This is a genomic window from Micromonospora inaquosa (assembly GCF_003857055.1).
Taxonomy (GTDB): domain Bacteria; phylum Actinomycetota; class Actinomycetes; order Mycobacteriales; family Micromonosporaceae; genus Micromonospora; species Micromonospora inaquosa.
Genome location: NZ_QGSZ01000274.1, coordinates 31,046 through 55,678, shown reverse-complemented (window position 1 = coordinate 55,678; position 24,633 = coordinate 31,046). Strand labels below are relative to the sequence as shown.

Genomic DNA, 24,633 nt, shown 5'->3' with positions numbered 1-24,633 from the left:
AGTGACGGTCGGTTGGCCTTGAGTAGCGACTCAGTCTGCCGCAGAGTGCTCACGCACGCGCCGATCCCGGCGCGTGCTTTTCGCGGTCTTCCGCGCCTTTTCGTTGTTTTGCGCCTGGGTGGAGTCGACACGTATGCGTGGTATCGGGTTGCTGTCCCGGCGGTGGCACGGCCGACGGACCTCGACGGAGCCGCTTCGCCCTCGGGGGCATCGCGCCCGTACGGCGATGGTGCTGTTCCTGTCCACGACACTCGTCGCGACCTCCGTGCCCGCGCCGGCGTGGGCGGTGCCGGGCGCCGGCATGAGCCGCGAGGACACCCAGGTCCAGCTGCCGGACGTCCCGAAGAGCAAGCAGGTCCTGCAGAACGAAGAAGCCGACTCGGACCTGCTCACCGCTGACCAGGTGCCGGTGGTCCCGTACGTGCCCACGTCCGTGGCGCCGTGGCAGCAGGACAGCGGCGCCGTGGACCTGACCGGCGTCGAGGCTGGAGCGACCAAGCAGGTCGACGACCTGCCGGTCGCCCTCGGCGTACCGGAGGGTGGCGACCCGGCCGCCCTCGCCGGGACCTGGACCGTCGATCTCGCCGCACCCGAGGCGTCCCAGGCGGCCAGCGTGTCGGGCCTGATCATGAAGATCACGCCGCCGGCCACCGCCGACCCGGCCGCGGAGGTCGCTCTCGACGTCAACTACACCGACTTCGCCGATCTGTACGGCCCGCTGGCCGCCGACCGCTTCGGCGTCGTGCTGCTGCCCGACTGCGTCTTCGACGCCCCCGACAGCGGCGACTGTGCCACCGGCAGCAGCGGGACGATGTGGACAACGTCCGGTGCGACGACTGCTCAGGCGGTGTCCAGCGAGGTGAAGCTGGTATCGACCAAAATGGCGTCGGCGCGCGTCGCGGCCACCGCGGACGAGCCGACGCAGCGGGTCGTCACCGGCAAGGTGCCCGTGGGCGCGTTGCTCGGCGCACAGGGTGCGGCGGGCGCACGCGCGGCGGCGGCGGAGAGTTCAAGCGTCGTCGGCGTACTGGACACCGGAGCGTCAGCGGCCGGCGACTTCACCGCCACTCCGTTGCTCTCCTCGGGCTCCTGGGCCGCGGGTTCGTCGTCTGGCGCCTTCACCTACTCGTACCAGGTACAGACTCCCGAGACGGCCGCCGGCCTGATGCCGAAGGTGTCGCTGTCGTACTCCTCGCAGTCGGTGGACGGCCGCACGTCCGCCAGCAACAACCAGTCCTCCTGGATCGGTGACGGCTGGGACTACAGCGCGGGGGCGATCACCCGCAGCTACGCGAGCTGCCGCGAGGATTCGAAGAAGCCGGGTGCGAACAACTCCTCGCACCGCACCGCCGACCTCTGCTGGGGCTCGAAGAACGCCACCCTGTCACTTGCCGGCATGACCACCGAGCTGGTCTGGGACGAGGGCAAGGACGCCTGGTTCACCGCCAACGGCGATGGTTCCAAGGTCCAGTTGGTGCAGGACACCAGCCTGGCGAACGGTGACGCTGACGGCGAGTACTGGATCGTCACGACCCGGGACGGCACCCGCTACCACTTCGGCCGCAACCGCCTGCCGGGCTGGTCCGACCGGGGCAGCGCCGCCGACGACCCGGTCACCAACTCGGTGCTCACCGTGCCGGTCTACAGCAACCACTCCGACGAACCCTGCTACAAGGTGGGCAACTGGGCCGGATCGGTCTGCACCGAGGCATGGCGGTGGTCCCTCGACTACGTCGAGGACATCCACGGCAACGCCATGAGCCTGTGGTGGGAACGCGAGACGAACCACTACGCCCGGAACTTCAATTTCAAGGACCCGGTCAGCTACGACCGCGGCGGCTATCTGACCCGCATCGACTACGGGCAGCGCCGGGACACCCTCTTCTCCGAGGCGCCGCTGGCGCGGATCTCCTTCAGCGTCGCGGAGCGCTGCTTCGCCGAGGGTTCCCTCACCTGCACTGACGAAAACTTCGCCAGCACCAAGCCTGACAAGTACCGAATCTGGTACGACACTCCGGCGGACCTTCGGTGCGCCGCCGGCCAGAAGTGTTGGAACGCCTCGCCGTCCTTCTTCACCCGCAAGCGCCTCGACAAGATCACCACGTCGGCGCAGCGCACGTCGGCGAAGACTCTCCAGCTCGTGGACGAGTACCAGCTCAAGCAGTCGTTCCCGATCCTCAAGACCGGCCCCAACACCGCGCTCTGGCTGGAGTCCATCACCCGTACCGGACATGGCCGAAGCGGCGACAAGATCGCGCTCAACGCGGTGCGCTTCGAGTCCAACACCGAGGAGATGCCGAACCGCGTCAAGCGGGACAACCGCCCCGGCTTCTCCCGCCTGCGCATCGCCCGGGTCATCAACGAGTACGGCGGCGAGACCGTCATCAACTACAAGGCGCCGGTGGGTGACTGCAAGAGTGGCACCGGCCTGCCCGGCAAGGGTGACACCGCCGAGCTGAAGGCCAACGACCGGCTGTGTTACCCCGCCTTCTGGCACCCCGACCCAGCGGTCGAGGAGATCGACTGGTTCCAGAAGTACGTCGTCGACAGCGTCGAGGAACTCCCCAACCTGGACGGCGCGTACACCACCATCACCGGGTACGCGTACGAGAAGCCGGCATGGCGGCTCGCCGAGCAGGAGTTCACCAAGAAGTCCACCCGCACGTACTCCCAGTTCGCCGGCGTCGAGAAGGTCACCGTCATCACCGGCGCCGACGACCCCGACATCGGCAGCAAGCGGAGCAAATCCGTCACCCGGTACTTCCGGGGCCTGGGCGACACCGTCTCGGTGAAGGACTCCGCCGGCTCCGAGATCGCCAAGGACCACGAGGCGTTCGCCGGTCGGGTCGCCGAGGAGCTGACGTACGCCGACGCCGCCGACGCCGACGGCGACTGGCTCACCCGCAGCGTGACGTTCCCCGCGGTGCAGGAACTCGCGACGCGGTCACGCGACGACGGCCTGAGCCCCCTGCGGGCATGGCGGGTCACCGAGCCCCGGCAGGCTTCGTACACCAGGTCCTCCGGCACCGGTGACGATGCCCGCACGTTGCGCACGGTCGAGACGAAGACCACCTACGAGGCGACGCATGGCCTGCCCACGTACATAGAGTCCCTCGGTGACACCGGCAAGACCGGCGACGAGTCCTGCACCTTCATGGAGTATCTGCACCGCGACGACAAGAACCTCATCGGGTTGACCAAGCAGATCCGCACCAGCCCGACGACCTGCGCCGCGGCCAACTTCAACGACCTGAAGACGCTGAGCTCCGCGGACCGGGTGGCTTACGATGGGCAGGCGTACGATGTCGCCCTCGGCGCCTCGACCCGCGGGCTGGCGAGCCAGACCTGGTCGTTGAAGGGCGACGGTTCCGGCTTCCAGCCCAACGGCACCACGGGCTTTGACGCCATCGGTCGCGTCGTCAGCAGCACCGATCCGGACGGCAAGACCTCCAAGATCACTTACACCCCGGCCACCGGCCAGGCCACCAGCGTCACCGAGGAGAACTCGCTCGGGCACAAGCAGGTCCGGGAGTTGGATCCGGGCCGCGCGGTCACGGTCAAGACCACCGATCTGAACGACCGGGTCAGTGAGGCGAAGTACGACGCGCTGGGCCGCCTCGTCGAGGCGTGGGGGCCTGGGCGCACCCCGTCGTCCACGGCGGTACCGGACTTCCGGGCCCAGTACACCGTGCCCGCCGGGAAGCCGCCGTACATCACCACCTTCAGCCGCGGCCACGAGAACCGCGTCCAGACCTCCGTTGCCATCTACGACGGCCTGGGCCGCGAACGGCAGACCCAGGAAGAGGCCACCGGCGGCGGCCGGCTGATCACCGACACCCACTACAACAGCTCCGGCGAGGTGTGGCGGACCAACAACGCCTACCTCGCCAAGGGAGCGCCGAACGGCCAGCTGTTCACGCCGTACGTGGACACCGAAAACCCGGCACCCGTGCCCAACGCCACCCTCTACACCTACGACGGCCTCGGCCGGGTGACCCAGGAGTTGCCGGTACTGGCCGAGGTCGAGCAGCCGGCGCGGGCCACCCGCTACGCGTACGGCGCCGACCACTCCACGGTGATCAACCCGGCCGGTGCGACCTCCTACCGGCTGTTCACCGACGCCCTGGGCCGGACCACCCGGGTGGACACCTTCACCAACAGCGCCCGCACCGAGTTCACCAGCATGCGCTACCAGCACGACACGCGTGGTCAGCTCGCGCAGGCCACCCACTCGGCCAGCCCGAACCGGCCGTGGACCTGGACGTACGACCAGCGCGGCCGGATGGAGACCTCCACCGACCCGGATTCCGGCACCACCCGGATGACGTACGACCACCGGGACCGGCAGCTGACCTCCACCAACGCCCGCGGCATCACGGTCTGGAACGGCTACGACCAGCTGTCTCGGCCGACCCAGCAGCGGCTCGGCAGCAGCACCGGAACGCTCCTGGGCGAGTTCACCTACGACACCGTCGCCGGTGGCAAGGGCCTGCCGGCCAGCGCCACCCGTTACACCGACGGCCTGCCGTACACCCAGCGGGTCAACGGCTACAGCGACGACTACCAGCCCACGTCGACGACGCTCACGTTGCCGCAGAGCATCGCCGACACGTGGGGCCTGCGGACCTCCTACACCTACGAGAGCACCTACACCGACACCGGTCTGCCCGAGTCGGCGACCCTCCCGGCCGTCGGCAGCCTGCCGTCCGAGAAGCTTCTGGTCCGCTACACCAAGGACGGCCTGCCGCTCTCGGTGTCCGGTAAGGACTGGTACGGCGCCGAGACCGTCTACTCGCCGTACGGGCAGGTGCTGCGGTCCACCCTGGGCGCCCAGCCGTACCGGGTGTGGACGATGGCCTCGTACGACGAGGCCAGTGGTGCCCTCAACAGCCAGCAGGTCTACCGCGAGCAGACCGGCGACAAGAGCATCGTCGGCGGCAACCTCGTCTCGAACCGCTCCTACGCCTACGACGACGCCGGCAACATCCTGGCGATCCGCGAGGAGGCGACCGGCATCGCGGAGCGGCAGTGCTTCCAGTACTCGCTCGGCCGGGTCAAGACGGCCTGGACCGCCAAGAACCAGGCGCAGTGCTCGCCGGGCCCGATCAACACGGACGGCACCCTCAACGTGGCGGCCGGCACGGACAAGTCCGGTTACTGGCAGGAGTACGAGTACGACCTGCTCGGTAACCGCACCAAGCTGGTGGAGAAGGACCTCACCGGCGTGACCGCCAAGGACGCCGTCAGCACGTACACCTACGGCAAGGCCGACGGCAGCCAGCCCCGCACCCTCACCAAGGTCACCAAGAACTACGTCACCCCGGCCGGCGCTGCGATTACCGCAGCCGCCGAGCGGCTGTACGAGCTGACCGGCGAGACGAAGTCCGTCACCTCCATCCAGAACGGTGACCAGCAGGCCCTGTCCTGGACCTACGACGGCCAGATCGAGCGGATCGTCGGCGAAGGCGACGGCGGCAAAACCTCGTACGTCGGCCTCGCGAACAAGTGCCTAGACCTCAGCGCCGGCCTCGGCGCGGCCGGTCAGCCCATCCAGCTGTACTCGTGTAACGCCACGCCCGCGCAGAAGTGGACCTTCACCCCGGCCCCGAGCCAGACCAACCCCAACCTGGGCACCCTGTCGATGCACGGCGACTGGTGCGTCCAGCCGGCGGCCACCACGGCCGGATCGACACTGGGAATCCAGCAGTGTGCGGGTACTTCCGCCCAGCACCTCGAGCGCACCTCCACCGGGCAATTCCGGCACGCCGCCTCCGGCCTCTGCCTCGCCGTAAAGGACGCGGCCACCGCCGAGTCCACGCCGATCGTGCTCGCGACCTGCGCCAGCACCGCCGCCCAGCAGTGGGAGGCGCAGAACGAGACCCGGCACATCTACGGGCCCAGCGGCCGTCTCCTCACTCTGCAGGGGCGGCAGGCCACGCTGAACCTCGGCGAGGCTCAGGTCACCGTCCAGAAGGGCGGTGCGCTGGTCAACAGCCAGCGCTCGTACGCGGCGCCGGGTGGCACGATGCTGCGCTTCTCGTACGGCAACACCCCGTCGGCTCTCATCGCCCTCACCAGCGACCATCAGGGAAGCCCCTATGCGGAGGTCGTCCAGAGCGGCGGGATGACCGTCCGGATCAGTAAGCAGGACCCGTTCGGCAACAGGCGCGGCGCCGCACCTGTCAGCGCCAACATGCAGACGAACACCGGTTTCCTCGGTGCGGTCCGTGATGACGCCTCCGGCTACACGCCGCTCGGCGCGCGTCTGTACGACCCGGCGGTGGGTCGGTTCCTGTCCGCGGACCCGGTCCTGGACCTGGCCGACCCGGCACAGTCCAACGGCTACGCGTACGCCCACAACAACCCGGTGACCCACTCGGACCCGTCGGGTCTGTCGGTGGCGTTGACCGCGTCGGAGACGGCGGCGGCGTTGGCCGGCGCGGGCCTGTCGGCGGCGATGGTCTCGCAGGCGCAGGCGAACATGGGCCGGTCGCTGATGTCGGTGATCCTCGATTCGGCGTGGTACATGCTGAAGGACTTCATCGGGATCAACGACGCCATCAACTGCTTCGGCGGTGACATGTGGGCGTGCGGCAGTCTGATCATCGGCGCGATTCCCTGGGGCAAGATCGGCAAGATCCCGGCCGTGATCCGGGCGATCGACCGGACGATCGCGGCGATCCAGGCGTGGAAGACCGCGAAACGGGCGGCTGAGGCTGTCCTGGCGGCTGTCCGAGCGGCGGAGACAGCGGCGCTGAACGCCAAGAAGTTGGCGATCGAGCGGGCGAAGAAGGCCGCGCAGGCAGCAAAGAAGAAAGCCGCCGACAAGGTCAACACGACGAGTAACAAGGCAACGAACGCCACGAAGAAGACCGGAAACCCGGCCCAGAAGGACGCCCAGGCAAAGAGCAATCCGAAGGGTTCCTCGGCCGCGTCGAGCGGCGCTGGCAAGTCCGGTGCCAGCAAGGGTTCGGGCGGCGCAGGCAAGGGCGACTCGAAGCCCGGTGGCTCGTCGGGTGCTTCCGGCCGCAGTAATGGCGGGGCCAGCGGAGGAGGCGGCTCCGGCAAGCCTGACGGCGGGTGCCCGACAGACGGCAATAGCTTCGTCCCCGGCACGAAGGTACTGATGGCGGACGGGTCCACGAAGCCCATCGAAGACGTCAAGCCGGGCGACAAGGTCAAGGTCACCGATCCGGCGACAGGTCGGGTCGAGGTGGAGACGGTCTCCGCGGCGATCCAGGGCGAGGGTGTCAAGCACCTGGTGAAGGTCACCATCGACACCGACGGCAAGCAGGGTTCGGGCACGGCCGAGGTCACGGCGACCGACGGTCACCCGTTCTGGGTGCCGGAGCTGAACGAGTGGGTCGACGCCACCGATCTGCGATCCGGTCAGATGCTGCGGACCAGTGCGGGCACTCTCGTGCAAATCACGGCGGTCGAGCGCTGGACCACCCCGTGGGCCACCGTCCACAACCTCACCGTCGCCAACGTCCACACGTACTATGTGCTCGCCGGCAAAACCCCGGTACTGGTTCACAACTGCGGCGGCAGCACGAACAGTCACTTGTCAGACCTGCCGGTGCATCCCGACATCAATAAGTTCAATGTTCGAGCTGGCGAGCTAGTCAACAACAGATTCGAAACGCACGCGCTGAATCCGCACCAAATGAATGGCGGTGAAGTTGCCGGGCATGGTGGTGTCAGGAATCTCACGAACGACGAACTTATTGTGCCGGGTGGCCCGCAGGGTAACGATCCAATCAGGGGTGCACGCGATTGGGGTACAGGAGACTGTGGGTGTTATCCTGCGTCTCGGGTGTACATCACCGGCGGCCACCACCGAACGGCCGAGATCGCGAGAAGGGTGAGAGCGGGAGACATGTCGCCAGATACCTTGATCGAGTTTGTGATTTCGCCTCCGTGATGACGTCATTCAAGTATTTGATCAGTGGCGAGCAGCGGTTCGTTGCCGTAGTTTTGGCTGGTGAAGCCGCTGCCGACACCCGTCTGTGGATATGTTTGGTGCCGGACAACCCGACGGTCGGAAGTGGCTGGGTCGGCTGCTGGAGTAGTGGCACGGGGAAGACGGAAACGGCGTATTCCCTCGGGCGGCTACTCAAGGAATTGAACGCAGAAGTGGCGCGTGTTGGGCGCACGGGACCGTTTGGCGCATATCTCGACGATCACCTCTTCTTCGACGGGTGGGATGCTTGGGGAAGTGGAATTCCGGCACCGATATCCAACCTGGCCCCGGTCGATGTGCTGGCGCGCGCGGAAGGCTGCCGGTCGAGCGATGACCTTGTAAGTAGGCTGTTTGGCAGAGAAAAGCAAACCGCCGATTCTCCTGAGTAACAAGAAAGATTCACGCGCGGTTCGGGCGGGTATTCCGGCAAGGTACTCGCCCGGCCATTTCGCTTCGGTCCGTGACCACGTTCCGTGCCCAAGGGCGCTGGGTGCCTGCCGCCGTCTGACCGTGTTGCCGTCAAGGTTGCCGTCACGACGGCAGTCGGATTGATGATCATAAATCGGTGATCGGGCGGGCTGGTCCGGTGCTATTGGTCTATGGCTATGGTTCTTTGTTGGTTTGGTGCGGACGGCGTGCGCGCGGGGCCGTAGGCCTGAAGCGCGTGCGCGCGGCCCGGCCTTGCGCCGGGCCGCCTTCTTGATCCTGTAGAGCAGTTTTGAACAAACCTGGTCCCGGCGGGGGCTACTGCTTGCGACCCAGCGGATCGACCTGCTCGGCTACGCTTACCCGTTCGTGCTGGAGTTGCTGCCCGGCACCATGCAACGGCTGACCGACAAGGCCGCCGCCGGTGCCCGCATCCGGCTGGCGTTCGCCGACCCGGACAGCGCGCATGTGATCGAACGCGACGCCCTGGAGCAGATCGGCGGCACCCTGCCCGGCCGTATCCGTAACGCCCTGAACTTCTGCGAACCCCTGCACGACGTGGATGGTGTCGCGATCGGGCTGCACGCGGTGCACCTATACAACTCGGTGTTCCGCTTCGACAACCAGATGATCGTCACTCCGCACCTGTACCGCGCCCGCGGCTACCAACATCCCGTCCTGCACCTGCGCGAACTCTCGCCGCACGGCATCTTCGCCTCGTTCGCCGACCAGTTCGAGCAGGTCTGGCAGACCACCACCGCTTACCCGTCGGAGCCGGCATCGTGAGCGGCCGGCGCGACTACTACCATGACCCAGCCGCTCCGCGAGCCAACAGCCTCGTCCCTGGTGGTTCCGCCCTGGTCGTCGACGAGCACGGCCGGGTGCTGCTGCAACGCCGGGCCGACTCCGGCAACTGGGCGCTACCCGGTGGCACCATGGACATCGGTGAAACCCTCGGCGACTGCATCGTGCGCGAGGTCAAGGAGGAAACCGGCCTCGACATCGAGATCACCGGCTTGCTCGGCGTCTACACCGACCCGCAGCACGTGATCGCGTACGCCGACGGCGAAGTCCGCCAAGAATTCAACATCACCTACTACGGACGGGCCATCGGCGGCACCCTCGCCGTCAGCGACGAATCGACCGACGTCCGGTTCGTCGACCCGGCCGAGTTCGACCGCATCCCGATCCACGAGACCGTCCGGCTCAGGCTCCGCCACCACGCCGAACACCGCGCCACGCCGTACCTCGGATAGCCCCACCGGACCGCTTGACGGCCGCCGACGTCGCTGGTTGTCTGCCCACGTTGCCGTCACGGTTGCCGTCAACGCCACCCGACAGAACGAACCGCGACCCAGCCGATCCACGAAAGACCAGGTGAGAGCCCTGCGCCGATAGGTCACTCTCCGTGTCGTCCGTGAATATGCCACACGTACTATGTGCTCGCCGGCAACACCCCGGTCCTCGTGCACAACTGCGGTAATGGAGTGGTTGGCAATAGCAAGTCGGGTGATCTGCCATTCGAACAGATGGCAGCCGATTTCGAGGGAGTTTCCGCAATTGCGGCTGGCTCTACCGAATTCTCGCAGGCGGCCGCAGGCGGCGGTAGGTATCTCTGGACTGTCGGAGAGGAGGGAAATCTGAACATTGTTCGCGACTTGCCTGGTATTCACCATTCAATAGCCAGTGGCGGATCTCCGGTTGTTGGTGCTGGGCAGATTACATTCGCGCGTGGTGGCAGGGTTACCTCTTTCGATAACTACACGGGCCACTACACGCCGCCCTGCGCTCAGTGTGCTGCCTCGTTCATCACGCAAGGGGGTAAATGCCTTCGGGCAAGCTGGCATCAGGATACCGCTCGCAGTGATCCGAGACTTTGGCGGGAGGGCGCCGTAAATGAGCGAAGAGTCTGATCTTCGTGAAATGCGAGCTGTCCCTGAAGGGCAATTAGTTGACTGGATGTCTCGCCGTTTCCCTGAGGGTGCATCGCCGCAGTGGTGGCTATCGGTCTTCGAGCCCCTAGAGTTCAGCGTAAATCCCTTCCGGGACGTAACTCCGGGCCGACGTGCAGAGGACCTAAACCTTGCTGCAGAGGCCATCCTGTTGGCTGTCGAAATTGGGGGTGTTGGGGCTGCGACCGGTGCGTACTGGATGCTCCGAATCGCAGCGCTTGCCTTGCGATTCAAGCCTCCGCTTTCCGGGATCCCGCAAATCCTTACACCGGATGGTTCCGCCGAGTGGGCCCTGCAGCAGCTTCCTCTTACGCGTGAACGCGCAATCGCGGAATCAGAAATAAGGAGGACCGCCTACCTCAACGCGGACGAGGGATTTTACGCGCCTGTTCATGGTGAGGTGAATCTGGCGGATAAGGTGGCCTTTCCGGGATTGCAGGACGTTGAGCTAATTCTGTCCGCCCTGCCGTGGGTATTTCCTCATGTCGAAGATGAAGGGGTTGGAAACGAGATTCGTTCCTGGCTGGAAATTGGCGGATCCTTGTAGGGGTTGCGGGGAGGGCGGGATGGCGGCAGCGGAATGCATACCCGCCTCGGAGGTGCCGAACAGCCCGTCATGAGCGAGGCGAGTCGAAGAGCCGTGACTACGTTCAGTCACTGAGAGGCGCGCTTGGCCGTAGTTGTCGGCTCGGGTTGCCGTCACGGTTGCCGTCAGCAGGGCCAAAATACTGGAGATCGTCTATCAGTCGATATTGTGGCACCTTGATCGCGGTTGCGATGGCCAACGATGGTCGATGACTACGGCCCTGCGATGCGGCGTACGCGCGGGGCCGTAGGTCCGTAGCGCGTGCGTGCGGCCGTCTTGATCCTGCAGAGCAGTTTTGAGCCAGTTGGATCTTGGTCGGGGGCCTTGGTCCGGCTGGCTTACTGCTTCGCGGTGCGTTGCTGGCTGGTGCGGGAGCCCTTGGCGGGTGGTGGTGCCTGCTCGTCGTTGCGGTCCTCGTCCAGAACTGCGGCGGCAAGGCAACGGTGCGTTGGGACGAAGATATGGAGCATGCCACGATTCGGGTAGAGGGTGGCGGCAGGTCGCTGGAGACTGAACAAGTAATCCCAGGATGGGATGGGGCAGGAAGCCCAAATGGTCTCCCGATGACGGGTGCGCGAGCGGAGCCACTCGGTCCAAACGTTATTGAGCGGACCTTCGATGTTCCTGATGTGGGAGCGGCCATGCGGGCCCAGCAAAGCTCAATTGGAGCGGACTTCGGCGGCTATGATGCGGGAGCGCGAGGAATGGTTGCGCTCAAAAGGACTCTAGGCTAGGGGCTGCGTTGCTGGATCAAGAGGAACATCACGACGCTGTTCTTGCGGATATTTTCTTAAGTAAAAGGGTTGGTCTAGCGCATATTCGGCTCGTTGGGGACGTTATTTCGACCAGGGCTCAACTAAGCATGATCCTGCAGGGCAGAGTCGGTCTTTCGTTCGACCAGAGAGCAGAGCTTGTCGAAGAGGTCCTTGGTCTAGAGGATGCTTACCGGGATGCGTGGGAAAAGGTGGCCTCTGGCGCTTACGCTCAAAATCGCGTGGAGTATCTTGCTGCTCTTGACGATGCGCTGAGAGGTGCTGTGGAGGGAATGTCAAGCATTCTCCGACGGTTTGGCGGGAGTTCGTAGCGACCGGCCGCGTGAGTACGCCGCGGCCGGTGTGCTGTTCTTCCTCCGGGTCGACCTGCGCAACCGGGTGCCCACCATCGCCTCGTACCAGCTGACCGAGGGGGAGTACCGCCCGGTGGCCGCCGCTGCGGCCGGGACGAGCTTCGTCATGCGGGAGCCGTTCGAGTTCTCCATCGATCCAGCCGACCTGCTCGGCGAGGAGGCGCCGCCGGAAGCACCGGGCGGGGAAGGCTGAGGCTCCCAGCGGGCGTACAGCCCGGGTGGGGAAGAATGGCCGGGTGACTTCCCCCCGCGACCTTGTTCTGCTCGGGTCCACTGGCTCGATCGGCACGCAGGCCATCGACATCGTCCGGCGCAACCCGGACCGGTTCCGGGTGGTCGCCGTGGGTGCCGGTGGCGGAAACGTCGAGCTGCTCGCCGCGCAGGCGCTCGAACTCAGCGTCGAGGTGGTCGGGGTGGCCAAGGCGTCCGCCGCGCAGGATCTGCAACTCGCGTTCTACGCCGAGGCGAGCCGGCGTGGGTGGGCCACCGGTGACTTCAAGCTTCCCAAGATCGTGGCCGGCCCGGACGCCATGACCGAGCTGGCCCAGTGGCCGTGCGACATCGTGCTCAATGGGGTGGTCGGCTCGCTGGGCCTCGCTCCTACGCTGGCCGCGCTGCGCGGTGGTCGTACTCTCGCGTTGGCCAACAAGGAGTCGCTGGTGGCCGGCGGCCCGTTGGTCAAGGCCGCGGTGACGCGGCCGGGGCAGATCGTGCCGGTCGACTCGGAGCACTCGGCGCTGGCCCAGTGCCTGCGCTCCGGGACGCGCGGCGAGGTGCGACGGCTGATCGTCACGGCCAGCGGCGGCCCGTTTCGGGGCCGGCGGCGCGACGAGTTGACGCAGGTCACACCCGAGCAGGCGCTCGCGCACCCGACCTGGAACATGGGGCCGGTCGTCACGATCAACTCGGCGACCATGGTCAACAAGGCGCTTGAGGTGATCGAGGCGCACGAGCTGTTCGACGTGCCCTACGCCGACATCGCCGTGATGGTGCACCCGCAGTCGGTGATCCACTCGATGGTCGAGTTCGTCGACGGGTCGACGATCGCCCAGGCCAGCCCACCGGACATGCGGCTGCCGATCGCGCTCGGCATCGGCTGGCCGGACCGGGTGCCCGAGGCCGCCACCGCCGTCGACTGGACGGCCGCGCACACCTGGGAGTTCGCGCCGCTCGACGACGCGGCGTTCCCGGCCGTCGCCCTCGCGAAGGCCGCCGGGGAGGCCGGGCGCTGCCGGCCGGCGATCTACAACGCGGCGAACGAGGAGTGCGTGGCCGCGTTCGTGGCGGGCCGGCTGCCGTTCCTCGGCATCGTCGACACCCTCGAACGCGTGTTGGACGAGGCTCCGGACTTCGACGAACCAGGTACCGTCGAGGACGTGCTCACGGCCGAGTCGTGGGCACGCGCGCACGCGCAGGAGATCATCGCGGGTTCGGTGGAAGGAGCTTGATGTCGTACCTGCTCGGGGTGGTCCTCTTCGCCCTGGCCATTCTCATCTCGGTGAGCCTGCACGAGGCGGGGCACCTGCTGACCGCCAAGGCGTTCGGGATGAAGGTCACGAAATACTTCGTCGGTTTCGGCCCCACCATCTGGTCGTTCCGGCGCGGCGAGACCGAGTACGGCCTCAAGGGCATCCCCCTCGGCGGCTTCTGCAAGATCGTCGGGATGACGCCGCAGGACGACGACGTCGAGCCGGGTGACGAGTCGCGGGTGATGTGGCGCTACCCGGTCTGGAAGCGGACCATCGTGATGGCCGCCGGGTCGATCACGCACTTCGCGCTCGCCCTGATCACCATCTGGATCCTCGCCGTCTCCGCCGGCCTGCCCAACCCCGACTTCCCGACCACCGAAGGGCAGGCCCGCCAGGAACCCGCCGTCATCCGGCTCAGCGAGTGCGTGGTGCCGGAGAACTCGCTGCGGGCCTGCGCCCCCGGCGACGCGGCCAGCCCGGCCGCCCAGGCGCAGTTGAAGAACGGTGACCGGATCACCTCGGTCAACGGCACCCCGATCAACTCCTACGGCGACCTGCTCACCACGCTGCGCGGGCTCAAGCCGGGCGACACCGCGCAGATCGCCTACGTCCGCGACGGGCAGCCGGGCACCTCCAGCACGGTGCTCGCGCAGACCGAGCGTCCGCCGCTGGACGACCCGAACGGCACCGCCGCGCCGGTGGCCGCGCTCGGCGTCGGGCTCGTCCCCAGCACGCCCACCCGCGTCACGTACGGCCCGATCGGCGCCTTCGGCGCGACCGCCGACTTCACCGGTGACCTGGCCGTCGGCACCGCCCAGGCGCTCCAGCGCCTCCCGCAGAAGGTCCCCGCCCTGTGGACCGCCCTCACCGGCGGCGAGCGGGACGTCGACACCCCGATCAGCGTGGTCGGCGCCAGCCGGCTCGGCGGCGAAGCGGTGGAGAACAACGCCTGGTTGGTCTTCTTCATGCTCTTCGTGTCGCTGAACTTCTTCATCGGCGTGTTCAACCTGCTGCCGCTGCTCCCGGTGGACGGCGGCCACATCGCCATCGCCTGGTTCGAACGGGCCCGCTCCTGGGTCTACGCGCGCATCGGCCGGGCCGACCCCGGCCGGGTGGACTACCTCAAACTGATGCCCTTCACGTACGTGGTGATCCTGATCGGTGGCGCGTTCACGTTGCTGACCATCGCCGCAGACGTCGTCAACCCCATCACGCTCTTCTCAAGGTGAGTGCCTGAAGTGACAGCTATCAGTCTCGGTATGCCCGCCGTGCCGCCCCCGCCGCTCGCTCCCCGTCGGGCCAGCCGCCAGATCATGGTCGGTTCGGTGCCCGTCGGTGGCGGTGCGCCGGTGTCGGTGCAGTCGATGACCACCACCCTCACCTCCGACGTCAACGCGACCCTCCAGCAGATCGCCGAGCTGACCGCGTCCGGCTGCCAGATCGTCCGGGTCGCGGTGCCGTCCCAGGACGACGTCGAGGCGCTGCCCGCCATCGCCAAGAAGTCGCAGATCCCGGTGATCGCCGACATCCACTTCCAGCCCAAGTACGTCTTCGCGGCGATCGACGCCGGCTGCGCGGCCGTCCGGGTCAACCCGGGCAACATCCGGCAGTTCGACGACAAGGTCAAGGAGATCGCCCGTGCCGCGGGGGCGGCGGGGGTGCCGATCCGGATCGGCGTCAACGCCGGGTCACTGGACAAGCGCCTGCTGTCGAAGTACGGCAAGGCCACCGCCGAGGCGCTCGTCGAGTCGGCGCTGTGGGAGTGCTCGCTCTTCGAGGAGCACGGCTTCCGCGACATCAAGATCTCGGTCAAGCACAACGACCCGGTCGTGATGATCCGCGCGTACCGGCAGCTCGCCGAGCAGTGTGACTACCCGCTGCACCTGGGCGTCACCGAGGCGGGGCCAGCCTTCCAGGGCACCATCAAGTCGGCTGTCGCCTTCGGCGCGCTGCTGGCCGAGGGGATCGGCGACACCATCCGAGTGTCACTGTCCGCCCCGCCGGTGGAAGAGATCAAGGTCGGCAACCAGATCCTGGAGTCCCTCGGTCTGCGTGAGCGGGGCCTGGAGATCGTCTCGTGCCCGTCCTGCGGGCGGGCCCAGGTGGACGTCTACAAGCTCGCCGAGGAGGTCACCGCCGGCCTGGAAGGGCTGCCGGTGCCGCTGCGGGTCGCCGTCATGGGCTGCGTCGTCAACGGTCCGGGCGAGGCCCGGGAAGCCGACCTCGGCGTCGCCTCCGGCAACGGCAAGGGGCAGATCTTCGTCAAGGGGCAGGTCGTCAAGACGGTGCCCGAGGCGCAGATCGTCGAGACGCTGATCGAGGAGGCGCTGCGGATCGCCGACGAGATGGGCGCCGAGCTCCCCGAGGAGCTGCGCGGGCTGATCCCCGGCCCCACCGTCACTGTGCACTGATTTTCCGTTTGGAAAAGCGGCCGTTCCCCGTGCGGGGAACGGCCGCTTTCGTTGTGGTGCCTTCGTGCTGGTGCCTTCGTGCTGGTGCCTTAGTGCTGGTGCCTTAGTGCTGGTGCTGGTGCTGTGGTGCTGGCTTGCGTTGTGGTGCGGCGCTGGCGTCACTCGGATTCGGCGAGGATCGCGTACAGCTTGCGTCGGGTCTCGTCGAGCACCTGGGCGGCCCGCTCACGCTGGTCGTCGGTGCCGTGCATCATCACCTGGCGCAGGGCGTTCATCGCCTGTGCGCCGGAGTCGCGGATGTCGTGCCAGCTGCTCACCGTGCCCTGGGCGACGTCCGCCCACGGCGGGGTCTGCGCGGCCTCGGCGGCCTCGGCCTGACCGGCCTCGGTGACGGTGAACCGCTTCCGCCCACCGCCGGACTCCTCAGTGCTGGCGACGATCACACCCTCGTCCTCCAGTAGCTGGAGGGTGGGGTAGATCGAACCCGGGCTCGGCCGCCACGCACCGCCGGTGCGGGAGTCGATCTCCTGGATCATCTCGTAGCCGTGCATCGGCCGCTCGGTGAGCAGAGCCAGGACCGAGGCTCGGACGTTGGGGCGTCGGCCCCGACCCCGTCCACGGCCTCGGCCGCCCCAGGGGCCGCCGGGTCCGTGCTCGTGGCCGTGACCGTGCGGGCCGGGCGGGACCGGCGGGAAGCCGAACCCCCGCATCCGAGCCTCGTGCATCTGGTGGTGCTGTCGGTGGAACCTCATCGGGCTCTCCTTCGTAGGACTATCGCTGATGCATCAACGATATATCGGCAATGCATCGTCGACAAGCTTCGTTTCCCAAACCGTACGTACGTCTTGTTAGAGTCTCGGTCATGCGCCTGCTACCCCCTCCGGGTCCGTCCCGGGTCCTCACCCTCGGCACCCTGGTCAAGACCGTCGGGCGGGGCCTCTGGCTCGTCGCCAGCGCGCTCTTCCTCACCCGGTCGGTTGGCCTGTCGGCGACCCAGGTGGGCCTCGGGCTGACCATCTCCGCTCTCGTCGGTGTGCTGGCCAGCACACCGAGCGGCTACCTGGCCGACCGCGTCGGCCCACGCGGGGTGCAGGTCGGCGCGCTGTTCGCCGCCGGCACCCTCACCATCGGCCTGATCGCCGTCCGGTCGCTCCCCACGCTCGTGCTGGTGGGAGCCGCCACCGCGCTCGCCGACGCCATCGAGCGCGGCGCCCGCGGCGCGCTGATCGCCGGAGCCATCCCGGCCGATGAGCGGGTCCGCACCCGCGCCTACCTGCGAGCCACCACCAACGTCGGTATCTCTGTCGGGGCCGTCCTCGGCGGCTTCGCCATCGCCGCCGACACCCGCACCGGGTACGTCGCGCTGATCCTGGCCTCGGCGGCGACGTCACTGGCCGCGGCGGTGGTCTTCCTCCGACTGCCCACCGTCGCCCCGGTTGCCGCCCCGGCGCAGGGCCCTCGGCTGGTCGCCCTACGCGATCGCCCGTTCCTCGCCTTCACCCTGCTCGACGGGCTGATGTCGATGCACTTCAGCCTGCTCACCATCGCCCTGCCGCTGTGGATCGCCGGTCACACCCGAGCGCCAGCCTGGATGATCTCCGCCTTGACGCTGGTCAACACCGTGCTGGTGGTGCTCCTGCAGGTACGCGCCGCGCGTACCGCCGCCACCCTGCCCGGAGCTGCCCGCGCCGCCCGTCGAGCGGGTGTGGCCATCGCCCTGGCCTGCGTACTCTTCGCCGCCAGCGGCGCGCTGCCCACGGCCGGCGCGGTGGGCCTGCTCGGCCTCGGGGCGGTCGCGCACGTCACCGGGGAGCTGTGGCACTCCGCCGCCGGCTGGGGGATCTCCTTCGGGCTGGCACCAGCGGACGCCCAAGGGCAGTACCAGGGGGCGTACGGCATGGGCTACGAACTGGGCAAGATGCTCGCACCGGTGGTGGTGACCACCCTCGCGCTCGGCTGGGGCGTGCCGGGCTGGCTTGTGCTCGGTGCCTTGTTTTTCCTGCTTGGAGCCCTGGTGCCCCCGGTCGTCCGGTGGGCCGGACGGACCCGGCCCGGTGGAGACGGTGCCGGCCTTGTCACTCGACCGGCGAAGCAGGGTGCCGATCTGGCAGGCTGATAGTCGTGCTGACGGTGCCGGTACGCCAACTGGGGGAATCGGAGCGCCGCGCGGTCGAGCGACTGCTCGACCATGACCCGTTCGCGGGCGCGCAGGTCGCCGAGCGGATCGCCGCGCGCGGGCTGTCCTGGTGGCGGGCCGAAGGCAGAATCCTGGGGTACGGGGCCCGCCGCAACCTCGAATCACTCTGCTGGCTCGGCGGCAACCTGACCCCGGTGCTCGCGAGCGATGCCGCGGTGGCTGCCTTCGCCGACCTGCTGTCGGGCGAGGAACGGCTCTGCTCCTCGATCGTCGGCCGGGCCGATGCCGTCCTCGGGCTGTGGGACCGTCTCTCCGACACCTGGGGGCCAGCGCGAGACGTCCGCCCCAATCAGCCGCTGCTGGCCACCGACACCCTGCCACCCGTACCGGCCGATCCAGAAGTACGCCAAGTCCGCTCCGGCGAGGTCGACCGGCTCTTCCCGGCGGCAGTGGCCATGTACACCGAAGAGGTCGGCGTCTCCCCCCTGGCCGAGGACGGCGGACGCAGCTACCGCCGGCGGGTCAACGACCTGGTTCGAACCGGCCGCGCGTACGCCCGCATCGTCGACGGCAAAGTCGTGTTCAAGGCCGAACTGGCCGTGGTGACCAAGCGGACGGCACAAATCCAGGGCGTCTGGGTCGCACCGGAGTGGCGAGGCCGGGGGATCGCCACCGCCGCCATGGCAGCCGTCGTCCGCGACGCGCTCCTGCGGGTCGCCCCCACCGTCAGCCTGTACGTCAACGACTTCAACCTCCCGGCCCGCCGCGTCTACGAGCGCTGCGGCTTCCAACCGATCGGCACCCTGGCCACCGTCCTCTTCTAACCGCTGCGTTTCGGCCGCGGTGGTCTATCCCCGCAGATCTTGGACACTTTCCGTCCTGGGCGAACGGAAAGTGTCCAAGATCTGCAAGCGAGGGCCGCTTGGTGACGCCCTCCGCCTCCGCCCGGTGACCCCAGCAGCGCAACCATCCCCATCGCGGCCGGCCTCCGGCGGTCAGTGGTCGACGTCTGGTGGTCAGCGTCCGGCTGTCGGCGGCTAGCGGTCAGCAGTGGGCGGTTGGCGGTTGGGGTTGGCGGTCAGCCTCCGGCTATCGGCTATCGGCTATCGGCGGTTAGCGGTCAGCAGTCGGCGGTCCGCGGTCGGCGGTCCGCGGTCGGCGGTCCGCGGTCGGCGGTCCGCGGTCGGCGGCGGTTGACGGTCCGCAGTCGGCGGTCGGCGGTCGGCGGTCGGCGGTCGGCATCCGGCATCCGGCGTCCGGCGTCTCGGTCGGTCGGGGTCCCGGCTGTGGGCGTCGGGTGTTCGGCCTCCCTGAGGTCTGGCGGGTCGGATGCAACGGAAAGGCCGCTGGCCGGCACCCCGGGGTTGCGGGTGCCGGCCAGCGGTCGGTGTTCTTCGGTGGTGCCGTGCGGTGGTTCTTGCGTGCGGGTGGTGCTGACGTGCGGTGGTGCGGTGGTGCTGGTGTGCGGTGGTGCTGGTGGTCAGCTGTTCCAGTGCTGGGCGACGAGGTCGGTGGCTTGCTGCTCCCACTGGGCGTAGGCGTCCGGGTACGCCGACACCTGTACGGTCTGGGCGGCCTCGGTCAGCGGCATGTCCTGCCACCCGTCGACCTGCTTCAAACCCTTCAGGAACGCGGTGGTGGAGTACTCGGGGTTGGTGATCTGTTCCGGGGTACCCCAACCCGAACTCGGGCGCTGCTGGAACAGGCCCAGCGAGTCGTGGTCGTTGGCGTCGCCGAGGTGGCCCAGGTTCTCCAGCTTCGACTCCTGCAGGCTCGTCGCGATCGAGATGACCGCGGCCCGCTCGGGCAGGCCGGCCTTCTTCGTCGCGGCGATGATGGCCTTGACGTTGGCGGTTTGCTCACCGTTGAGGGTGATGTGCGACTGGTCGCCCTGCGGCTTCGACGCCGACTGCACGGCCACCGCGACGGGCTTGGCGTCCACCGGGTTGGCGTGAGCGGCGATCGGACCGGCGAACACACCACCGGCGAACGCGAGACCAGCAACAGACAGCATGCTCTTACGGAAGATCGTGTTCATGAGGGGTAGCTCCTTCGGGGGTAGGACACCCGCTGTGCCGATCGGGGGGAACGACAGCCACGGGTGTGAGCACCTCGTCCGGCGCTGCACAAACAAAGGGGAAAGTCTTCGGGGGGTGACGCCTACGGGCGTCGGTCGGCGACTTCACGGGCGGGGTGCTCGCGGGCGCCGGGTCCATGTGTAACGACCGGGGGGCCGGGGTCATTCCGAGGGTGGCCCACCCGCCGGGCGCCCTCATCAAGGCGGTGCCTGCGGTCGGTCGTGGGGACTGTAACGGCCGGGCGGAGCCTGGCATTCCGACCTGCGCGACCAGCCTGCGCGGCGGGCGGCGGGTCGGTGGTGCTGCGATCGTCAGGGTATGTAACGACCCCGGCCCGGCCATGATTCCGGCCCCCGGGTGCAGCCGATCACACCCCACATACACCCACTGCCGGACAAAACACCCACCCAACCCCGACCCAGCAGCATCGAATCCGGCCTCACCCGGTGATCCACTCGGGTTCGCGGAAAACGGGGTGTCCCGGACGCCCGGACACCGCGAGTTTATGAAACCCGAGTCGATCACGGACCGGTCGGGTCGCACGGATCGGGCAAACCAGACAAGAGGGCCACCGTCGGTGGGTTTCGGTGGCAAACCCGCAGCGCGGCAGGCACCGTTCGGGCGAGGCCGCCTCTGACCCGAGAATCGCGGGCGCGGTGCCACGGTCTGGTTGATCAAGGGCTGGCGCGACGTGGCCACGGCATCGAGAACGGTGGTCGCCGGGGCACGCCTCTGACTCGAGAACCGCTGCGCGTGCCGCGCGTCTAGTTGATCAGGGGCTGGCGCGACGTGGCCACGGCATCGAGAACGGTGGTCGCTGGGGCCGTCTGAACGGACGGAGGCCCTGCTCAGGGCCGGAAAATCGGTTGAGTTGACGGGTTGGTGCCGGCAGGCTGAGGTCTCAGCCACCCACGTCCCGGAGGACTTTCCATGCGCCTGCTCCGTGATCTGTGGGGCACCTCGACCCGCCGTATGACGATCGTGGCCGTTCTGATCGTTTTGGGCGCTGCGGGGCAGGCGGGCGCGTCGGCGCTGGCCGGCGCGGTGCTGGTGCATCGTTCGGCGGGCTTCTTCGCCGTCCTGGCTGCGGCCCTGGTCGTCGTGGTTCTCAGCGACCTCGCGGTGAGTCTGCTGATGGCCGGCCTGACCGCCGACTGGTCCGCCGACGTGCGTCGCCGGCTCTGTCGGGTCGCTTTTGGCCAGGACCTGCCCACCCTTGAGACCACCCCGGTGGGCGAGCTGCTGGACCGCATCGACGGGGACGTCTATCAGGTGGCGTCGGCGGTTCGTAACCAGGGCACCCGGCTCGCTCAGGGCCTCTGCGTCGGCCTGTTGTCGATGGTGGTGGCGCTGTTCGTGTGGTGGCCGGCCGGGATCGCGATGCTGCTGCTCACGGTGGTGCTCGCGATCGGATTGCGCCGGCCCACGGCACGGATCGGCCCGGCGCGGATGGCCGAGGAGGAGGCGTGGTCCGACCTGGCCGCCGTGATGGAGGAGGCGGTGCACGGTCAGGATGACGTGCGCACCAGTTTGGCTCGTCCGTACGTGCTGCGGTTGTACGCCCGGCGGGCCGCTGCCGTGCTGTCCCGGGGCGGGGTGGTGTGGGTGCTGTCCGCCCGGGTGGCGACGGTGGCCACCGCGACGATCCGGGCTGGTATCGGCGCTGTGGTGCTCGGCGGGGCGTGGGCGTTGGCCACCGATCGGATCGATGCCGCCCGGCTCACCGCGATCTGGCTGCTCGCCCTGGCGTTCGGGGCGACCGCGGAACACGTCAGCCGGATGGTGCCGGAGATTCAGGAGGCGCTCGGCGCGTGGGCGCGGGTGCAGTTGCTCTACAAGGCCCGGCAGGAACCGGTCGGCGGGGCCAGCCCGAGCGAGGGTGACCTGCGCATTCGGGACCTGACATTCGGGTACGGGGAAAGTGACCGGGGGGCCGCGCTGCGGGGGCTCAGCCTCACCTTCGCCCGTGGTCGCTCGTACGCGCTGATCGGACGGACCGGTTCGGGCAAGTCGACGCTGGCGAAGGTGCTCACCCGGGCGGTCGACGTGCCGCCGGGCACGGTTTTCCTCGGCGGCACCGACCTGTGTGACCTCGACGTCGAGCAGTTGCGCCGCTGGGTGGCGCTGGTGCCGCAGCGCACCGAGATCCTGGCCGGCACGCTCGCCGAGAACGTCGCGCTCTTCGACCCGGAGCTGCTCGACGCGGCGGCTCGGGCGCTCGACGAGTTGGGCCTGGCCGGTTGGATCGCTGAGCTGCCGGACGGGTTGGCGACCCGGTTGGGGGAGGGCGGGCACGTGCTCTCCGCCGGTCAGGAGCAGTTGGTGGCGTTCGCCCGGATCCTGGTCCGGGAGCCGCACGTGGTGATCCTCGACGAGGCCACCGCGCGTCTGGACCCGGTCACCGAGGCGCGGGTGCAGCGGGCCACCGAACGGCTGCTTCGCGACCGGATCGGCATCGTCATCGCGCACCGGCTCTCCTCGGTGCGCCGCTGTGACGAGGTGGTTGTCCTGGCCGACGGCGCGGTGGTCGAGGCCGGTCCACTGGAGACGTCGACGCGCTTCGCCGAACTGTTGGCGACCAGCCACGCCGCCGCGTACGCCACGGTGGTGCCGGCGGGTCGCGCCGGCGTCGGCACCGACCTGCTGGTCGGCCCCGGCCCGTCCGACGTCTGGCCGAGCGAGCCGGCGCCCGCCCAGGTCGAGCCGGTCGCGCCGGTCGGGCCGGAGCCGGCCCCGGTCGAGCAGGTTGCGCCGGTCGGGTCGACCCGGGCCGACCCGCCGCCACTGCCGCCGGTGCCACGGGCCCGGACGCTGCGGGAGATCTTGCGGCTCTGCACGAACGATCCCCGGTACGGCGCGGCGGCGATCGTGCTGTTCCTCGGCCTCAGCCTGCTCGGGCTGGACGGCCCGGTGCTGCCCTGGCTCTGGGCGGACGTGGTCGACGGGACCGGCAACCCGTACCTGCCGGCGGTGGGGATCGTCGCCGGGCTGCTGGTCACCCTGCCGCTGCCGTTTTACACCCATGTCTGGTTCCCGCAGTGGTGGGTGCGACAGATGCTGCGGATCGGCCTTCGCCTGGTGCACGGCCAGACCGGGCCGCGTCGGGTCAGCTCACACACCCCCGCGGAGGTGGTGGCGCAGGGTGGGGACACCGAGCGGGTGGTCCAGCTCGCCGACAACGTGCTGGATCAGACCGTCGCGCTGGTGCTCGTGGTCGCCATGACGGCGGTCACCGGCAGCGTCGTACCCGGGCTGTTCTTCCTCGGCACGATGGTCGTCTCCGGGCTGGCCGCGACGTTGTTCGGGCCGAAACTGGAACGGGCGGCCCGGGCGACGGTGGCGGCACGGGCCGCGTTCGCGACGGCGCTGGTCTCCGCGCTCTCCGCGGCGCGGACGGTGAAGCTCGCCGGCGCGACCACGGCGGTGCTGCGTCACCTGGCGGGCCTGGACGTGCTGCGCAGCGACCGGCAGCGGCGGGAGATTTCGGTGCAGGTGTGGGCACGTTCCACGCCGTCGATGGCCAGCGGGCTGTTGCCGATCGGTGCCTGGGCGCTCTACCTGAACGGTTCGCTTTCCGCCGGGGCGGTGCTGGTGGCCGTCTCCACGTTGGGCGCGGCGCGCTGGTTCGCCTGGACCACAGCATCGTTGATCTCGCAGCTGCCATCGGCGCGGGTCTGGACCCGGCGCACTGTGGCGATGGCCGGGGTGAGCGCGTACTCGGCGGGGGTGCCGGAGGTCGACCTGACCGCCGGGACGGCGCCCGCGCCGACCATGCCGCCCCGGCATCCGCTGCGCCGGCTGGAGCTGCGCCGCTTCGGGGTGGTGCACTCCGACGGTACGGTGGCCGTCCGCGACGTGGACCTGACCGTGCAGCGGGGGCAGTTGGTGCTGGTCGTCGGGCCGGTGGGGTCGGGCAAGTCGTCGTTGCTGCGGGGGTTGGCCGGGATCGTGCACCACACCGGCGAGCTGGCCTGGAACGGTGACCCGGTCACCGAGCCGGAGCTGTTCCTGCGCCCCAACCAGGTCGGCTACGTCGGTCAGTTGCCCCGGGTGCTGTCCGGCACGGTGGCCGACAACATCGCCCTCGGGCACCAGGTGGACGCGGCCGGGGCGGTCAGCACCGCCCAGCTCGACCATGACCTGGCCGCCGCCGGTGGTGGGTTGGGCCTGCTCATCGGGCACAAGGGCACCCGGCTCTCCGGCGGGCAGTTGCAGCGGTTGGCGCTGGCCCGGGCGCTGGCACCGCGTACCGAACTGCTGGTCGCCGACGACGTGTCGTCGGCGCTGGACGTCACCACCGAGCTGGCGCTGTGGCAGGCGTTGCGCGGCCACGGGGTGACAGTGGTCGGCTCGACCGCGAAGCGCGCCGCGTTGGTCCGGGCCGACCACGTGGTGGTGCTGCTCGGCGGCACGGTGGCCGCCCAGGGCAGCTGGCAGGACCTGGAGGGCGACTGGTCGCACCTGGCCGGTTGACCCACGGTCGGG

General features: G+C 68.6%; 14 protein-coding genes and 1 pseudogene. 12 read left to right on the top strand and 3 right to left on the bottom strand.

What is annotated here, in order from left to right:
• Positions 1 to 133: 133 nt before the first annotated feature.
• The 5 genes and pseudogenes from DLJ59_RS25420 to DLJ59_RS25400 all read left to right on the top strand — a co-directional run bounded on the left by DLJ59_RS25420 (position 134) and on the right by DLJ59_RS25400 (position 10,888).
• A complete protein-coding gene (locus tag DLJ59_RS25420; protein WP_124775219.1) occupies positions 134 to 7,924 on the top strand; it encodes a ricin-type beta-trefoil lectin domain protein in 7,791 nt (2,596 codons plus the stop codon).
• Entirely contained in the window at positions 7,924 to 8,352 is a 429-nt protein-coding gene (locus tag DLJ59_RS25415; RefSeq protein ID WP_124775217.1) for a hypothetical protein, read from the top strand. The genes DLJ59_RS25420 and DLJ59_RS25415 overlap by 1 nt, the downstream gene beginning before the upstream one ends.
• Positions 8,353 to 8,716: 364 nt before the next feature.
• Positions 8,717 to 9,175 (top strand): annotated as a pseudogene (locus DLJ59_RS25410) (XRE family transcriptional regulator); the annotation flags it as partial.
• Positions 9,172 to 9,645, top strand: a complete 474-nt coding sequence (locus DLJ59_RS25405) for an NUDIX domain-containing protein (RefSeq protein WP_208648834.1) — start codon at positions 9,172 to 9,174, stop codon at positions 9,643 to 9,645. The pseudogene DLJ59_RS25410 and the gene DLJ59_RS25405, both read left to right, overlap by 4 nt.
• Before the next feature lie 640 nt (positions 9,646 to 10,285).
• Positions 10,286 to 10,888 (top strand): hypothetical protein, encoded by a 603-nt coding sequence (locus DLJ59_RS25400; protein ID WP_124775213.1) that lies wholly within the window; start codon positions 10,286 to 10,288, stop codon positions 10,886 to 10,888.
• Positions 10,889 to 11,265: 377 nt separating this feature from the next.
• Here the strand turns inward: DLJ59_RS25400 and DLJ59_RS37960 are convergent, their stop codons facing one another.
• Positions 11,266 to 11,397 (bottom strand): hypothetical protein, encoded by a 132-nt coding sequence (locus DLJ59_RS37960; RefSeq protein WP_279635777.1) that lies wholly within the window; start codon positions 11,395 to 11,397, stop codon positions 11,266 to 11,268.
• A gap of 597 nt (positions 11,398 to 11,994) precedes the next feature.
• On the opposite strand from DLJ59_RS37960, the gene DLJ59_RS25395 reads away from it, so the two are divergent.
• Genes DLJ59_RS25395 through ispG form a run of 4 tightly spaced genes read left to right on the top strand, consistent with a single transcriptional unit; the run spans position 11,995 to position 15,933 of the window.
• Positions 11,995 to 12,246: a hypothetical protein gene (locus DLJ59_RS25395; protein ID WP_124775211.1), complete on the top strand. Its 252-nt coding sequence runs from the start codon at positions 11,995 to 11,997 to the stop codon at positions 12,244 to 12,246.
• A gap of 43 nt (positions 12,247 to 12,289) precedes the next feature.
• A complete protein-coding gene (gene dxr, locus DLJ59_RS25390; protein ID WP_124775209.1) occupies positions 12,290 to 13,501 on the top strand; it encodes a 1-deoxy-D-xylulose-5-phosphate reductoisomerase in 1,212 nt (403 codons plus the stop codon).
• Positions 13,501 to 14,751, top strand: a complete 1,251-nt coding sequence (locus tag DLJ59_RS25385) for a M50 family metallopeptidase (protein WP_124775207.1) — start codon at positions 13,501 to 13,503, stop codon at positions 14,749 to 14,751. The genes dxr and DLJ59_RS25385 overlap by 1 nt, the downstream gene beginning before the upstream one ends.
• Positions 14,752 to 14,760: 9 nt before the next feature.
• Positions 14,761 to 15,933, top strand: coding sequence for a flavodoxin-dependent (E)-4-hydroxy-3-methylbut-2-enyl-diphosphate synthase (gene ispG, locus DLJ59_RS25380; RefSeq protein WP_124775205.1), 1,173 nt, complete (start codon positions 14,761 to 14,763; stop codon positions 15,931 to 15,933).
• Positions 15,934 to 16,091: 158 nt separating this feature from the next.
• On the opposite strand, the gene DLJ59_RS25375 is transcribed toward ispG, so the two are convergent.
• Complete coding sequence (locus DLJ59_RS25375; protein WP_124775203.1) at positions 16,092 to 16,685, bottom strand: PadR family transcriptional regulator; 594 nt, start codon at positions 16,683 to 16,685, stop codon at positions 16,092 to 16,094.
• A 110-nt stretch (positions 16,686 to 16,795) separates the two neighbouring features.
• On the opposite strand from DLJ59_RS25375, the gene DLJ59_RS25370 reads away from it, so the two are divergent.
• Positions 16,796 to 18,049 (top strand): MFS transporter, encoded by a 1,254-nt coding sequence (locus tag DLJ59_RS25370; RefSeq protein ID WP_124775201.1) that lies wholly within the window; start codon positions 16,796 to 16,798, stop codon positions 18,047 to 18,049.
• Between the two features lie 5 nt (positions 18,050 to 18,054).
• A complete protein-coding gene (locus DLJ59_RS25365) occupies positions 18,055 to 18,894 on the top strand; it encodes a GNAT family N-acetyltransferase (protein WP_124775199.1) in 840 nt (279 codons plus the stop codon).
• A gap of 656 nt (positions 18,895 to 19,550) precedes the next feature.
• Here the strand turns inward: DLJ59_RS25365 and DLJ59_RS25355 are convergent.
• A complete protein-coding gene (locus tag DLJ59_RS25355; RefSeq protein WP_124775195.1) occupies positions 19,551 to 20,108 on the bottom strand; it encodes a hypothetical protein in 558 nt (185 codons plus the stop codon).
• 970 nt (positions 20,109 to 21,078) lie between these two features.
• Here DLJ59_RS25355 and DLJ59_RS25350 point away from each other — a divergent pair.
• Positions 21,079 to 24,621 (top strand): ABC transporter ATP-binding protein, encoded by a 3,543-nt coding sequence (locus DLJ59_RS25350; protein ID WP_124775193.1) that lies wholly within the window; start codon positions 21,079 to 21,081, stop codon positions 24,619 to 24,621.
• Positions 24,622 to 24,633 lie beyond the last annotated feature (12 nt).

Coding starts and splice junctions, on each gene's coding strand:
- DLJ59_RS25375 (WP_124775203.1), bottom strand. CDS start 16,685: ATGAGGTTCCACCGACAGCACCACCAGATGCACGAGGCTCGGATGCGG.
- DLJ59_RS37960 (WP_279635777.1), bottom strand. CDS start 11,397: ATGCTCCATATCTTCGTCCCAACGCACCGTTGCCTTGCCGCCGCAGTT.
- DLJ59_RS25420 (WP_124775219.1), top strand. CDS start 134: ATGCGTGGTATCGGGTTGCTGTCCCGGCGGTGGCACGGCCGACGGACC.
- DLJ59_RS25355 (WP_124775195.1), bottom strand. CDS start 20,108: ATGAACACGATCTTCCGTAAGAGCATGCTGTCTGTTGCTGGTCTCGCG.
- DLJ59_RS25350 (WP_124775193.1), top strand. CDS start 21,079: ATGCGCCTGCTCCGTGATCTGTGGGGCACCTCGACCCGCCGTATGACG.
- DLJ59_RS25385 (WP_124775207.1), top strand. CDS start 13,501: ATGTCGTACCTGCTCGGGGTGGTCCTCTTCGCCCTGGCCATTCTCATC.
- DLJ59_RS25415 (WP_124775217.1), top strand. CDS start 7,924: ATGACGTCATTCAAGTATTTGATCAGTGGCGAGCAGCGGTTCGTTGCC.
- DLJ59_RS25400 (WP_124775213.1), top strand. CDS start 10,286: ATGAGCGAAGAGTCTGATCTTCGTGAAATGCGAGCTGTCCCTGAAGGG.
- DLJ59_RS25370 (WP_124775201.1), top strand. CDS start 16,796: ATGCGCCTGCTACCCCCTCCGGGTCCGTCCCGGGTCCTCACCCTCGGC.